The organism is Staphylococcus sp. M0911 (assembly GCF_003491325.1).
GTDB lineage: Bacteria > Bacillota > Bacilli > Staphylococcales > Staphylococcaceae > Staphylococcus > Staphylococcus warneri_A.
Genome location: NZ_CP022881.1, coordinates 1,156,146 through 1,171,491, shown reverse-complemented (window position 1 = coordinate 1,171,491; position 15,346 = coordinate 1,156,146). Strand labels below are relative to the sequence as shown.

Annotated in this window: 14 protein-coding genes, 1 pseudogene and 1 other annotated feature; of the genes and pseudogenes, 2 read left to right on the top strand and 13 right to left on the bottom strand. The window is 31.5% G+C overall.

Translation table 11 applies throughout. The features are described from left to right. Window positions 1–80: 80 nt before the first annotated feature. Window positions 81–260: a hypothetical protein gene (locus tag ssp1_RS05760; protein WP_075778025.1), complete on the top strand. Its 180-nt coding sequence runs from the start codon at window positions 81–83 to the stop codon at window positions 258–260. A 64-nt stretch (window positions 261–324) separates the two neighbouring features. Here the strand turns inward: ssp1_RS05760 and ssp1_RS05755 are convergent, their stop codons facing one another. The 5 genes from ssp1_RS05755 to ssp1_RS05735 all read right to left on the bottom strand — a co-directional run bounded on the left by ssp1_RS05755 (window position 325) and on the right by ssp1_RS05735 (window position 6,129). Next, entirely contained in the window at window positions 325–606 is a 282-nt protein-coding gene (locus tag ssp1_RS05755; RefSeq protein ID WP_037552445.1) for a hypothetical protein, read from the bottom strand. A 68-nt stretch (window positions 607–674) separates the two neighbouring features. Continuing rightward, entirely contained in the window at window positions 675–1,358 is a 684-nt protein-coding gene (gene radC, locus ssp1_RS05750; protein WP_075778024.1) for a RadC family protein, read from the bottom strand. Continuing rightward, window positions 1,355–2,065, bottom strand: a complete 711-nt coding sequence (locus ssp1_RS05745) for a prepilin peptidase (RefSeq protein WP_107536329.1) — start codon at window positions 2,063–2,065, stop codon at window positions 1,355–1,357. The genes radC and ssp1_RS05745 overlap by 4 nt, the downstream gene beginning before the upstream one ends. Window positions 2,066–2,221: 156 nt before the next feature. Next, window positions 2,222–3,487: a bifunctional folylpolyglutamate synthase/dihydrofolate synthase gene (locus ssp1_RS05740; protein WP_002451785.1), complete on the bottom strand. Its 1,266-nt coding sequence runs from the start codon at window positions 3,485–3,487 to the stop codon at window positions 2,222–2,224. A gap of 11 nt (window positions 3,488–3,498) precedes the next feature. Next, window positions 3,499–6,129 carry a valine--tRNA ligase gene (locus ssp1_RS05735; RefSeq protein WP_107536240.1) on the bottom strand — a complete coding sequence of 877 codons (2,631 nt, stop codon included), beginning with the start codon at window positions 6,127–6,129 and terminating at the stop codon, window positions 3,499–3,501. Window positions 6,130–6,171: 42 nt separating this feature from the next. Continuing rightward, window positions 6,172–6,422, bottom strand: a binding site (T-box leader). A gap of 57 nt (window positions 6,423–6,479) precedes the next feature. On the opposite strand from ssp1_RS05735, the pseudogene ssp1_RS05730 reads away from it, so the two are divergent. After that, window positions 6,480–7,039, top strand: a pseudogene (locus ssp1_RS05730) (DNA-3-methyladenine glycosylase I). 70 nt (window positions 7,040–7,109) lie between these two features. Here ssp1_RS05730 and ssp1_RS05725 read toward each other — a convergent pair. From ssp1_RS05725 to yihA, 8 genes are all read right to left on the bottom strand, one after another. After that, complete coding sequence (locus tag ssp1_RS05725; RefSeq protein ID WP_049425117.1) at window positions 7,110–8,174, bottom strand: AbrB family transcriptional regulator; 1,065 nt, start codon at window positions 8,172–8,174, stop codon at window positions 7,110–7,112. 109 nt (window positions 8,175–8,283) lie between these two features. Continuing rightward, window positions 8,284–9,570, bottom strand: a complete 1,287-nt coding sequence (gene hemL / locus ssp1_RS05720; RefSeq protein ID WP_002451781.1) for a glutamate-1-semialdehyde 2,1-aminomutase — start codon at window positions 9,568–9,570, stop codon at window positions 8,284–8,286. 31 nt (window positions 9,571–9,601) lie between these two features. Then, a complete protein-coding gene (gene hemB, locus ssp1_RS05715) occupies window positions 9,602–10,576 on the bottom strand; it encodes a porphobilinogen synthase (protein ID WP_107536241.1) in 975 nt (324 codons plus the stop codon). Between the two features lies 1 nt (window position 10,577). Continuing rightward, complete coding sequence (locus tag ssp1_RS05710) at window positions 10,578–11,246, bottom strand: uroporphyrinogen-III synthase (protein WP_075778018.1); 669 nt, start codon at window positions 11,244–11,246, stop codon at window positions 10,578–10,580. A gap of 21 nt (window positions 11,247–11,267) precedes the next feature. After that, window positions 11,268–12,194 (bottom strand): hydroxymethylbilane synthase, encoded by a 927-nt coding sequence (gene hemC / locus ssp1_RS05705; protein WP_002451778.1) that lies wholly within the window; start codon window positions 12,192–12,194, stop codon window positions 11,268–11,270. Window positions 12,195–12,261: 67 nt separating this feature from the next. Continuing rightward, entirely contained in the window at window positions 12,262–13,074 is an 813-nt protein-coding gene (locus ssp1_RS05700) for a cytochrome C assembly family protein (RefSeq protein ID WP_002451777.1), read from the bottom strand. A 21-nt stretch (window positions 13,075–13,095) separates the two neighbouring features. After that, a complete protein-coding gene (hemA, locus tag ssp1_RS05695) occupies window positions 13,096–14,442 on the bottom strand; it encodes a glutamyl-tRNA reductase (protein ID WP_002451776.1) in 1,347 nt (448 codons plus the stop codon). A gap of 189 nt (window positions 14,443–14,631) precedes the next feature. Continuing rightward, the gene (gene yihA / locus ssp1_RS05690) at window positions 14,632–15,219 is read right to left on the bottom strand and encodes a ribosome biogenesis GTP-binding protein YihA/YsxC (protein WP_002451775.1); all 588 of its coding nucleotides are present in this window, start codon (window positions 15,217–15,219) and stop codon (window positions 14,632–14,634) included. Window positions 15,220–15,346: the final 127 nt, after the last annotated feature.

Below are 15,346 nucleotides of genomic sequence, written 5' to 3'. Positions count from 1 at the left end.
TACCTATAGACGGATGTATTCAATAATCAACTTTAGTATAATATTAATATGAGTTTCATGGCGTTAGGAGGTTTTCCATAATGAGTTTATTATCAATTATATTAATTGTATTACTTGTTATTTTACTATTTAGAGTAGGTATATCTATCATCCGCTTTTTAATATCTGTTGGTATAATACTATTATGTATTTATCTTGCTTATCAAGGAATTATTTGGCTAATGGATAATTATGATAAATTAATCGCATATATTAAATAATATAAAAGCTATGGGAATCAATGCAAAAACAATGCGTTAATTTCTCATAGCTTTTTTAGTAAATTTATTTTTTGAAAGTAGTAGATAAAAATCTAAAGAAAATATAACTTAATCCTAGTAAAATACCCCAAATTACACCTACAATTATTGAACCTAATATAACTAAACCAATAGATGCATGTGAATGAGATACTATTGTTCCAATGACAGTAGTCACTACAATCCCTAAAGTTGACAGTCCTATAGTGTATAAAAAAAGTTTTATTGTCATTTTTTGATTTTTAGCATTTAATCGCATGATAAAAATAATGGGAATGAGTACTCCAATAATTAGAAATATAGTCAATTTAATGACCCCCTGATGTCTATTTTCACCTATTATACTATTCCAATTCTATTTATTCTAGGTGGAAACTATTCATTATCAAAGTAACCACACTCTACTAAACTTGTAAACTGATTATCGCCAATAATAATATGATCCAATACATTAATACCCAATATCATTCCACAGTCTCTTAATCTAATTGTCGTATTAATATCTTCTTCTGAAGGCGTAACATCACCTGATGGATGATTATGAACAACAATCATCGAATTACAAGATTCTTTAATAGCAACATTAAAAATTTCTCTAGGGTGAATGATAGAACTATTCAATGTTCCTACAAAGACACACTGTTGTTTGATAACAATATTTTTGGAATTCAATAAAAGCACATAAAAATGTTCTTGCTGTAAATCTTTAAGCTTCGACATCATCAGATCTGCGACATCAGCAGGACAAGTAATTTTAAATACTTCCTGTTGAGATACACTATTTATCCGTTCCCCTATTTCAAATGCAGCCTTTAATGTTATAGCTTTATGATAACCAATACCTTTGACTTTGATTAAATCGTTAATTGATAACTTTTTCAATTCTTTCAACGTGGTTATACCACTTAATAATTCATTGGCAATTTCAATACTAGAACATCCCTTTCTACCTGTATTAATAAGTATTGCTAATAATTCTGAGTTTGATAATGATGCAGCGCCATTGGACACTAATCGTTCACGTGGTTTCTCCGAATTAGCCATTTCTTTAATCCTCAAAAAGGAACACCTCCCATTATTTCCGTCAATGATGGATAAAAGGATGAAACAAAAACAAAAGATAAAAAGATAAATGGAATTAGAGGAACATATTTAATATTGTGGTTGAAAAATATTTTAATAATAATGCTTAATATGCCACCAATCATAAAAGTGAAAAGAAAAAGGTAAAACATGAAGTTTATTGGTAAGAATAAAGATAGAATGTTAAATAGAAGGATATCACCATAACCGATATAACGATACATTAAAATAAAGAATAGGTGACTAATAATAAATGTAAGGAGAAAAGTATTTAGAAAGATTGGAGTCGTAAATAATAAAACAGTTGTGAAGATCATTAAGAAAATTAAGCTAATACAATAATCTTCAATATCATTAATTGACATAACCATTAAAAACAGAAAAGTCGTTAAATAAAACTGAGGATTGATATTAATTAATTGGTAATAAATAAGCAATATTGGAAGTATCGCAAGTAACTCACCTATCAAATAACTATATTTTAAAGGTTGCTTACAACATCTCGACTTACCTTTTAAAATAAGGAAACTAAAAATTGGAATGAAATCATAATATTTTAATTTGCTTTTACAATAATCACATTTGGATCTTAATTTTAAGTATCGCTTATCGAAGTGATCATTTGCAGAAAGTTGATATAAAAAGCTAAATAATATCGAGGATACATATGTATAAATAAGCATGACTACTCCTTTCAAAGGAATTATATCACAACATTAAAATAAATACATATTATCATTTTTTTATGATTATAGGTGAAATAAGGTCCATAATTAACAAAACAGCCAAGATTTCTAATTTTTTTAGAAACCTTGGCTTTATTTTTTGAATATTATTAGTTAATCAAAATTTGTTTTAGATTTAACTTCGCTAATAAAATATAAACTACCTGTGATAATTAGACCTTTTCCATCATAATTCTCTAAAAATTCTACATAATCATCTACTAGCTCAACGTTATCTCTATTGATATTTTCTGCTATTTCTTCTTTTGATAAGGCTTTTGGAAAATCAAAATCAGTGATATAAAAGTGAGACGCAATGTCTTCCAATTTGTTTAACATGTCACAAATAGGTTTCCCTTTAATTGCAGAGAATAATATATCAATTTGATCACGACCATAATATTGTTTAATCGTATCAATTAATGCGTCTACACTTTCATTATTATGCGCACCATCAATTATCATTAATGGATGTTCTTTGACTTGTTCAATTCTACCTATCCAATTGACTGACTCAATACCATCTATCATTTTATTGAAATCAAGTTCTATAATTCCAGCTTCGTTTAATTCAATTAATGCTGTTATAGCTAATGATGCATTTTCTTTTTGATGTTCACCCAACATATTTAAAATAATTGTTTCAAGTTCGTAATCTTTATATCTATAAGTAAATTCATCATCTTGAGAAACTACTATAATTTCTCTATCTAACTCAATAGGTGTTGCATTTTGTTCTACTGCATAGTCTCTAATATATTTTAAAGCATCTTCATTTTTCACTGAATAAATAACTGGTGTATTAGGTTTAATGATATCGCCTTTGTCTTTGGCTATATCTAAATAGGTGTTGCCTAAAATATCAGTATGATCTAAACCTATACTTGTTAAAATAGACATAATTGGATTAAATACATTGGTTGAATCGTTTTTAATACCTAAGCCCGCTTCAATAATAACAAAGTCAACAGGGTGTATTTCACCAAAGTATAAAAACATCATTGTAGTAATAATTTCAAACTCTGTTGCATTCCCTAACTCAGTTTCAACTTCTAACGATTCACTTACTGGTTTAACACGAGAAACTAACTCAACAATTTCATCATTTGAAATGGGATATCCATTTAAACTAATACGTTCATTAAAAGTTTCAATAAATGGAGAGGTAAAAGTACCAACTTCATAGTTATTTTCAACCAATGCGGCTCTTAAATAAGCTACTGTCGATCCTTTTCCATTTGTACCGCCTACGTGTATGCCTTTAATATGTTGCTGTGGGTTATTTAGTTTTTCTAGCATCCATTCCACACGTTTAACGCCTGGTTTGATGCCAAACTTAGTTCTTTCATGTATCCAATACAAGCTATCTAGGTAATTCATGATACATACTCCTATGCTTTTAATTGTTCAATTCTTGCTTTAACACCATCATACTTTTCTTTGTAATGTTTTTGTTTTTCTTTTTCTTCATTAATAATTTTTTCAGGTGCTTTATTGACAAAGTTTTCATTGGCCAATTTCTTATCCACACGGTCTAATTCACTCTGTAATTTATCTAATTCTTTTTCTAAACGTGCAATTTCTTTATCCATATCAATTAAACCTTCTAAAGGTAAGATGACTTTACCTGCTAACACTACAGATGTCATTGCTTTCTCAGGAATGGCTATATCAACATTGATTGTCAATTCACTAGGATGACAGAATCGTTCAATATAATCAGCATTATCTGTTAATGTTGATTGAATATTACTATCTTTAGCCTGAATCATAATAGGAATGGCTTTAGATAATGGTGTATTAACTTCTAATCGAGATTGTCTAATTGATTTGATAATTTCAACTAATTGTTGCATTGTTTGCTTACTATCATCAAACATAAGTTCCTTATCTACTGTTGGCCAAGATGCTTGAACAATTGTTTCGCCTTCATGAGGTAAACTTTGCCAAATTTTCTCTGTTACAAATGGCATAAATGGATGTAACATTCTCATAATACGATCTAACACATAACTTAATACAGAACGTGTCGTTTGTTTTTGGTCTTCATCCTCGCCATTCATAGGTATTTTACTCATTTCAATATACCAATCACAGAATTCATCCCAAATGAAGTTATATAGTGCTCGACCCACTTCACCAAACTCATATTTATCACTTAAATCTGTAACTGTAGCGATTGTTTCATTTAGACGCGTTAATATCCATTTATCTGCTAAAGATAAGTTTCCTGATAAATCAATATCTTCTACATTAAAATCTTCCCCAATATTCATTAAACTAAATCTTGCTGCATTCCATATTTTGTTAATGAAATTCCATACTGATTCAACCTTTTCAGTTGAGTAACGTAAATCTTGTCCAGGTGCAGAACCTGTGGCAAGGAAGTATCTTAAACTATCAGCACCATATTCATCAATAACATCCATAGGATCCACACCGTTACCTAAAGATTTACTCATTTTTCTACCGTCTTCCGCTCTAACTAATCCATGTAACAGAACATCATTAAATGGTCTACGGTCTGTGAACTCTAATCCTTGGAATATCATACGTGCAACCCAGAAGAAAATAATATCATAGCCTGTTACTAATGCATTAGTTGGGAAGTAACGTTTGAAATCTTCTGCATCTACATCTGGCCAACCTAGAGTTGAGAATGGCCATAAAGCACTTGAGAACCAAGTATCTAAAACATCTTCATCTTGAGTCCAATTTTCTATATCTTCTGGTGCATTTTCACCTACGTAGACTTCGCCAGTTTCATTGTGATACCAAGCAGGAATTTGATGCCCCCACCAAAGTTGTCTTGAAATTGTCCAATCTCTGATTTCTTCCATCCATCGATTAAATGTATTTTCAAATCTAGGTGGGTAAAAATCAATACGATCATCGGTTTTTTGATTATCTAAAGCACGTTGTGCTAAAGGTTTCATTTTAACAAACCATTGTGTAGATAAATAAGGTTCTACTACTGCACCAGAACGTTCAGAATGACCAACAGAATGCATATGTTCCTCAATCTTAATAACCAAACCTTGTTCTTTTAAGTCTTCAACTAATTGTTTACGACATTCAAAACGCTCAAGTCCCTCATATTTACCAGCATGATGATTCATGTGACCTTTTTCGTCCATAACGATAATGTTTTCTAATTGATGACGTTGACCAATTTCAAAGTCATTAGGGTCATGTGCCGGCGTTACTTTCATAGCACCCGAACCAAAGTCGATATCTACATATTCATCTGCTAATATAGGTAATTCTCTACCAACAATTGGTAATATCACCTTTTTGCCAATAACATCTTTGTATCTCTCGTCATTTGGGTTAACAACAATAGCTGTATCACCTAACATCGTTTCTGGGCGTGTTGTAGCGATTTCAATATATCCATCTCCATCAGCATATGGATATTTAAAATGATAAAATGCACCTTGTACATCTTCATGAATCACTTCAATATCAGATAAAGCCGTACGAGCTTGAGGATCCCAGTTGATTATACGTTCGCCTCTATAAATAATACCTTTGTTATAAAGATCAACAAATACTTTTTTAACAGCTTTACTTAAACCGTCATCCAAAGTAAAACGTTCTCTACTGTAATCTAAACCTAACCCTAATTTAGCCCATTGTTTACGAATGAAGGACGCATATTCTTCTTTCCAATCCCAAGCTTGTTCTAAGAATTTTTCACGACCAATATCATGACGTGAAATACCTTGTTCATTTAGTTTAGCTTCTACTTTAGCTTGTGTAGCGATACCAGCGTGATCCATACCAGGTAAATATAAAGTGTCAAAACCTTGCATACGTTTCATGCGTGTAATGATATCTTGTAATGTTGTATCCCAAGCATGACCTAAATGTAATTTACCAGTTACATTTGGTGGTGGAATAACGATTGTATATGTTTCTTTATTAGTGTCTTCTGATGGTTTGAAATAACCATTTTTTACCCATTCATCATATCTTCCAGCTTCTACTTCGCGTGGATTATATTTCGGCTTCATTTCCATAAAGTAAATCCTCCTCAAAAATAAAAAACACCCATCCTATATACATAGGACGGATGTTCCGTGGTACCACCTATATTCAAGAAAGTAGTTAGTCTGTATATGTCTCAACCTTCTACTTTCGAGCACTCTAGAATTTGATTAACGCTCAAACACGCTTTTGCCTACTCTTTTCTTCGTTCAATCAGCAAAAGGACTAAGTGGGCTACCTTCAGTAGTAATTATTGTGTATTTTCACCAACCATACACTCTCTAAAAAATAATTAAAACCTACTCTTCCCAAATGTTATATTCATTTACTTAATTATAGTATAATGGAAATTCGCATAAGTCAATCTATTAGGAGGAATTTTATGAACCCTTGTGCCTTTGGTACCAAAGATCCAATTTATATAGAATATCATGATCAAGTTTGGGGTCAACCGATGTACGATAGTAAAGATTTATTTAAACTATTGGCTCTAGAATCTCAACATGCTGGTCTATCTTGGCTTACGATACTAAAAAAGAAATCCGCTTATGAAGAGGCATTTTATCAGTTTGAACCTAAAAAGATAGCGGCAATGACTGAACAAGATGTCGACAACTTAATGACATTTCCTAATATTGTCCATCACAGAAAGAAATTAGAGCTATTATTGCACAAGCGAAAGGTTATTTAGAAATTGAGAAGGATTATGGTAGTTTCAGTACGTTTTTATGGTCTTATGTTGATGGTAAACCTATCGACATGGGATATGTAAAGCCTGAAGATCGTATTACGGTAGATGACCGTGCTAAAGCAATTTCCAAAGATTTAAAAAAATATGGTTTTAAATTCCTAGGACCCGTAACAGTATTTTCATTCTTAGAGGCAGCTGGATTATATGATGCGCATTTAAAGGATTGCCCTCAAAAACCAAAACATGATTAAAATTTAAAAGACGTATATCATAGCTTTCTCAATAAGCATTTGATATACGTCTTTTAATTCTATTAAATATTTACGACCGTTTAGCTCTATATTTCAAAAAGTAATTAATTAATGGTGCGATTAAAAACAAAATAAAGAAGATTCTAAATATATGATAACTCGATATCATAGCCACATCTGCACCTGTTTCAATCGCAACTAATACTATTTGACTCATACCACCTGGTGCTGCACCTAAAAACAACTCGTTGATTGAATCATGTGTAAAGAAATGTAAGATACAAACCATTACGAAAGCACTTAATATAAGCATTATATTTTGAAACGCAATCGCTACGGCTATTCTACCTTTCAAGTCTGAAAGCAAACGAGCAATCTGTAACCCTATTCGAATCATATACACTACTTGTGCTGATGCTAGTAACCAATTATCTAATGCAAATGTTATATCAGTCGTAATATTCCAAATGATTAAGACTATAATTGGTGCCAATAATTGTTTTGTTGGAAAATTGATCTTAGCCATTATCCAATAAACTACAATGATTGCTAACACAAGAAATATAAATTGCCAAATGTTTAAAATATCAGTTAACGGTTTCGCTTTAACTATTGGTTCTCCGCTACTATGATCATTTTGAAAGAAATATGAAATTAAAGGTACTAAAATAACAACGAAAATAATTCTTGATGTTTGTGTTAAACTAACAACTAAAATATTCGCCTTTTTATCTTCCTCTGCCATGACTAACATTTGGCTTAAAGCACCCGGAATGACACTTAGTACAGCTGTTTCGGTATTTACATCTGCAATCTTCTTAAATAATAATGCGATTAATAGTGCTAATACGAGCAAAAGAACTGATACAAGAATAATTGTTAACCAACTTGCTTGAATATCTTTTATGACAGTTCTAGTGAATGTTGATCCTATTTGAACACCTAAACAAATCAACCCAATTTGACTGATCCAAAACGGCCATTTAATGTTTAATTTAAATATTTTTATACATATTATAGCCGCTATAATGGGCCCGAACATAAAAGGTAATAATATATGTGATACCTTTAATAGCAAACTTATAAAAATGGATAATGCTAATATAATTAGGTTATTTCTATTTATTATTTTCATACGCACACTACCTTTTATAAATGTGTGAAATGATGTGAAATTTACTTATATAAATTAAGAGCCTGGGTATAATGAGATATCCCAGGCTAAAATATCATTAATTTAATTTTTATTTTACAATACGACTTAATGAATTATCAAATGCTTGAATTGTTTTTTCAATATCTTCTTGAGTATGCGCCGTTGATAAGAAAGTGCCTTCAAATTGAGATGGTGGTAAGAATACGCCTTCTTTTGCCATTTCTCTATACATCTCACTAAATAATTTCAAGTCACTTTTATTGGCTTGTTCAAAGTTTGTGACTGGCCCTTCATTTAAGAAATAACCAATCATTGAGCCAGCTCTATTAACAGTGATAGGAACTTGATGCTTAGCAAAGACTTCTTTTAATCCTTTTTCAAGTAAATCTCCAAGTTCATTAAAATAATCATATGATTCAGGTGTCAATTGACTAAGTGTTTCATATCCACTTGTCATTGCTAATGGATTACCTGATAAAGTACCTGCTTGATAAATATTGCCTACTGGTGCAATATGGTCCATAATCTCTTTTTTACCGCCAAACGCTCCAACAGGTAAACCACCACCTATTACTTTGCCTAAACATGTTAAATCTGGTGTGACACCAAAATAACCTTGGGCACAGTTATAACCAACTCTAAAGCCAGTCATAACTTCATCAAAAATCAATAAAGAACCGTATTCATTAGTAATGTCTCTTAATCCTTGTAAAAAACCTTCCACAGGTGGCACTACACCCATATTACCAGCAACTGGTTCAACAATAACTCCAGCGATATCATCACCATATTTTTCAAAAGCCAAACGTAATGAATCTAAATCATTATATGGCACAGTTATTGTATTTTTAGCAATGCCTTCAGGTACACCAGGTGAATCAGGTAAACCTAATGTTGCCACACCTGAGCCAGCTTTAATTAATAATGAATCGCTATGTCCGTGGTAACAGCCTTCAAATTTAACAATTTTATTGCGTCCAGTATAACCACGCGCTAATCTTAATGTATCTAATGTAGCTTCTGTGCCTGAAGATACCATTCTAACTTTTTCAATTGAAGGTACTCTATCAATTACTAATTGTGCTAGTTTATTTTCTTGTAATGTAGAGGCACCAAAACTAGTGCCATTATCCACTGCCTTATGAAGATTTTCGATAACTTGTTTATTTTTATGCCCTAAAATAAGCGGCCCCCAACTTAACACATAATCAATATATTCATTACCGTCAATATCATATATTTTTGAACCTTCTGCATGATCCATAAAAATTGCAGGTGTGTCCACTGATTTAAAAGCACGTACTGGACTATTTACACCGCCAGGCATTAAATCTTCAGCAATTTCCATTGCTTTAATTGATTTTTCATATCCCATAAATGTTGCCTCCTCTTTATTATCCTCTTTGTTATTTATCTAAATAATGACAAATATCTTTAGCAAAATAAGTAATAATCATATCTGCACCGGCACGTTTCATTGAAACCATTTGTTCCATCACAATCTTTTCTTCATCAATCCAACCATTTAATGCAGCAGCTTTTGTCATACTATATTCACCACTAACATTGTATGCAACAACAGGAATATTAGTATGATTTTTAACATCTCTAACGATATCTAAATAACTTAAAGCAGGTTTAACAATCATCATGTCACAACCTTCTTTTAAGTCACTTTCAAGTTCTCTCAATGCCTCTAAACGGTTGGCAGGATCCATTTGATATGTTTTTCGATCGCCGAAAGAAGGCGCTGAATCAGCAGCGTCTCTGAATGGCCCAAAGAAACTTGAAGCATATTTAATACCATAACTCATGATTGGTACATTTTGATAACCGGCATCATCAAGTCCTTGTCTAATTTCAGTAACAAATCCATCCATCATATTACTTGGTGCAATGATATCTGCACCTGCTTCTACTTGAGAAATTGCTGTTTTGACTAGTAATGGTAATGATTTATCGTTATCTACATCATGTGTGTGGTCGTCAATCACACCACAGTGACCATGATCAGTATATTCACATAGACATGTGTCAGCAACAATCAATAAGTCACTATACATTTTTTTAGCAATGCGTGTTGCTTCTTGCACTACTCCATTATGATCATATGCACCAGAACCAACATCATCTTTATCGTTTGGTACACCAAAGAACATAATTGCTCTAATACCTAAGTCATACGCTTCTTTAATTTCATTGTGTAATAAATTTAAACTGATTTGATATACGCCAGGTAATGATTTGATTTCAGTTTTAACATCATCTTTTTCAACTACAAAAATTGGGTAAATTAAATCTTCTTTTCTTACATGTGTTTCGCGAACCATGTCTCTCATTGTTTGAGAAGAACGAAGTCTTCTATGTCTATCAAATTTCATTTTAGTCCCTACTTTCTACTACTTTGTCTATCAATGACTCTAACGTTTGTTTATTTGCAACAATAGCTGGTTGATTATATGAATGTAGTGTATTTGCTGTTTGCTTGCCTATTGCAAAATAGTAATCAAACTTAGGTATTGGGTCTTCATTAAAATAATAACGTACTGAAGATGAACTTGAAAATGTTAATGCATCAATTTTGTTATTAAAAATTAATGATTTAACTTCATCTATATGTTTGTAATGTGGTACTGGCTCGTACAAATCAATTTTAACAACATTATTATTACGAGCTAATGTATCTCTCAATAGAGGCCGTGCTTGTTTACTAGAAGGTATTAATATTCTTTGATTATATTTTTGAAATTGATTAATCAACCCTTCTTGTGAGTAATCTTGTGGAATTAAATCTACAGGAATTTTTAATGCACGACAATATTGAGCCGTTTTTTCACCAACAACTGCAATTTTTTTGAAATTAACAACATGCATATAAGGTAAAAAGAACTTAACCGCGTTTTTAGACGAAAAAATAAGCCAGTCATAGTTATCTTTTAACAAACGCGAATCAAATTCAAGTGGTTTTATATCTATAAATGGTTTGTGAATAATCGTAACCAAATCACTTTGAATTTTACTTGTTTGCGTCATAACTACAACTGGTTTCATTTTAAATAGTCACCTCGAAGATTATTGTTCTTCATTTAATTTTCTAATAATTTCATATGCGCCTTGTTCTTTTAGAACACGACTTACTTCTTTACCTAATTCTGTTGGAGATTCGCCAATAGCTGTATGTTCATATCGTTCTGTTCCATCAGGTGTCATAATTAGTCCAGTAAATTCGATTTGCTGTTGACTATTAATTGTTGCATATCCACCAATTGGTACTTGGCAACTTCCATCCATTTCGGCTAAAAATGTTCTTTCTGCTGTAACGCATTTTTCAACATCTTTATTATGAACCTCTTTCAATAGTTCTAATAATTCTTCATCATCACTTCTGCATTCAATACCAAGTGCACCTTGACCGATAGCTGGTAGTAAAATATCTTTATCTAAATAGGTTGTTACGATATCATCAGACCAACCCATTCGTCTTAAACCAGCTGCTGCTAGGATAATAGCATCGTAGTCTTCTGTTTCAAGTTTTTGCAATCTTGTATCAATGTTACCTCGTATCCATTTGATTTCTAGATGAGGATACTTAGATAAAATTTGAGCGCCTCTTCTTAGTGAGCTTGTTCCAATAATGCTACCTTCAGGTAATTCTCTTAAAGGTGTATGATTTTTGGAGATATAAGCATCAAAAGGGACCTCTCTATCAGGTATACAGCCTAATGTTAATCCTTCAGGAATCACACTAGGTACATCTTTTAATGAATGAATAGCCATATCAATTTGTTTTTCAAACAATTCATTTTGAATTTCTTTAACAAATAAACCTTTACCACCAACCTTAGATAATTGCTTATCTACAATACGATCACCTTTAGTAACTATTTCCTTAATTTCAATATCCAAGTCAGGACGTACCTGTTTCAATTTATCAATAAATTGCTGACTCTGAGTTAAAGCTAGTTTACTTCTTCTTGATCCTACTACTAACTTGCGCATGTTTTGCTGCCTCCTAGAAAAACACTCGTTCTCTTTTCCAACCTATCAATAAACACTACAAGCTAATTTACGAAAAATGTGTAGTGAAAAATAAGTTGAACATACATAAACAGAATAAAATAATATTAAAATATATAAGGTTCTTTTGATTGATAATCTTTTTCACTCTAAATATTAAATAAATACCATACAATAGTGTAATAACTGAAGAAAAAATAACTTTTGGATCAATAAATATTTGTTGACCTACTGAAAATACACCCCATTGTGCTCCCAGGATAATACTAAATATAAGTATAATCCATCCTGCCAAAGTGGTGAAAAAGACAATGGACTCTAATGTAGCTACACTGCCTATTCTAAAATACTTCTGATCAAAATTCTTTTCTTTCAAATTACGATATTGAATGATATAAAGTAAACAATTTACGAAAGCTAAAGCAAAGAATGCATAGCTCAAAATAGCCAAACCAATATGGACAAGTAACAATTCGTTAATAACTGCCACTTGTTGTACTTGACTATGATACCGATCCGGCTGAAATGTATTCATTGCCATTAATACAAAACCAATTAAATTTAAAAAGAACACAGAAAAATTTAATGCTTTTATCACATTCAAAATGAGTGATAAAGAGATTATAATCCACGTAAGTGAGAAAAATACATCAAACAGTGATCCTAATGGAGCATGTTTTGTTTGTATAATAAAAACAGATAAAGAGATTGTTTGTAATACCCAAACAATCCCCAATGTATATATGCCAAATACTCTAATCTTATGACTTTTGCGTACAAAATCTAGAAAATAGCAAACAATGCTAATTAAATATATGATTAATATTATTTCATGAAATCGAATAAACAGGTTTTCTTGCATATCATCACCATATTAATATGCTTATTCAAAACTAAAAATTCGACGTGCTGAAATTTCTTTAGCCTTATTTTCTTTATGTTGTCTCGCCTGTTCATAAGGGTTATCAGCTTCTATGTCAAAAATGCTTTGAAAGAGCTCTAATTTTTCGTTACTTTTCTTATCACTACTTAATTCTTTAGCCTGCTTAATAGGGTCTTTTAACATTTGATTGATAATGCTTTTAGTATGCTTAGAGATAATCTTTCTTTCTCTCTCTGATAAATCTGGTAATTTTCTATCAATACTATCCATTGTTTCAGATTGAATGTTCATTGCTTTTTCACGTAAAGCTCTAATAACTGGTACAACACCTAACATATTAACCCAATCATTATGACTAGCTATTTCGCTAGGTATTTGATCAGCTATTGTCTGTGCTGCTAATTGACGTTCTCTTAAGTTCGCATCAACCAGTCCTTTTAAGTCATCAACATCGTAATTAAATATATTATTGATGGCATCAATACCAGGTTCGATATCTCTTGGAACTGCGATATCAACTAATAATAAAGCGTCTAATTTACGTTGATTAGCTATTGAATCAATTAAATCATTAGTAATGATATATGACTCTGAACTTGTAGAACTAATTACAATATCTGTTTGTTCTAATAAAGCTGGTAATGCATCTAGTGAATCGAATTTAACTTGATGTTTTTCAGCTAATACTTTTGCTTTACTTAACGTTCTGTTAACAATAGTTATATTTGTAATACCTGACCCTAACAGATTTAAGAGTGATAATTCACTCATTTCCCCTGCACCAATAATGACAGCTTGTTTATATTTTAGTTTTCCGAATACCTTTTTAGCTAATTCAACGGCAGCATATGAAACACTAACTGCATTATCTGCAATATCTGTTTCACTATGTGCTCTTTTAGCAAAAGTAATTGCCTGCTTGAATAAATGATTAAAGATAGTACCAGTTGTACCCGTTTCTTGTGCTAAGAAAAATGCGTCACGCATTTGTCCTAGTATTTGTGTTTCACCAAGTACTATGGAATCTAAGCCAGAAGTGACACGCAATAGATGTTCTACAGCTTCGTCCCCCACTTTAACTTCTGACATCTCTTTAATGTCATCTACTTCAAATCCAAATTTACGTGCTAAAAATCTTTGAACGTAATAACGTCCAGTATGAATTTGATCAACAACGGCGTATACTTCGGTACGATTACATGTAGATAAGATGACGTTTTCTAAGATGGCTTTGGTTTCGTATAAATCTTCATGGGCTAATCGTAAGGCATCATCTCTAAAAGCAACTTGCTCTCTTAGTGCTACATTAGCAGTTCGATGATTTATGCTTATTGCAATAAAATGCATTTATAACGCCCTCCATATACTTACAATAACCTTAGTATAACACATTTGTATTGATTATTAAGTTCATTGCTCAAATAAATTAGAATGATTCTAATCTGACTTCATTTTTTTGTCAAAATTGTTAAATTTGTATTTAAATATGCAGATTTAATCTAAATATCAAAAAATAATTAAGAATAATTAAAATGATTATAAATAAGACTCTATCATATCCCATATTTGTTGTTGCTTGTTATTTTTTATAGAAGAATAGCTAACTATAGTATCTCCTTCTTCTAAATCTAATTTATTTTTGATGTTATTTAAATGCTTTTGAACTTTACCTTTAGGTATTTTATCTTCTTTAGTACAAATAATTAAAGTTGGAATATCAAAATGTTTTAAATAATTATACATGAGCACATCATCTTCAGTTGGATTATGTCTCAAATCAACGAGTTGAATGACTAGTTGTAATTTTTGACGTGTTGTTAAATACTCTTCAATCATTTTACCAAACTTTTCTCGTTGAACCTTACTTACTTTAGCATAGCCGTAACCTGGCACATCAACAAATACTAGCTGATCATCTATATTAAAGAAATTCAGCGTCTGTGTTTTACCAGGTTGTTGTGATGTACGAGCCATATTTTTTCGACCTATCATACTATTGATAAATGATGATTTACCTACGTTTGAACGGCCACTTAATGCCACCTCAGGTACATCTGTTTCTGGATATTGTGCTTCTTGTACAGCACTTATAATTAAATCTATATTATTAGGATTAATTTTCATTGGTGATCCTCACTTTTCTTATTTCTCACATTAACACTTTACCATTACTCTTATCATTATGTCATCCTAGTTTTAGGAAATACATACATTGAAGGAAAAGTACTGCATAAAAAAGAGCCACAATGAT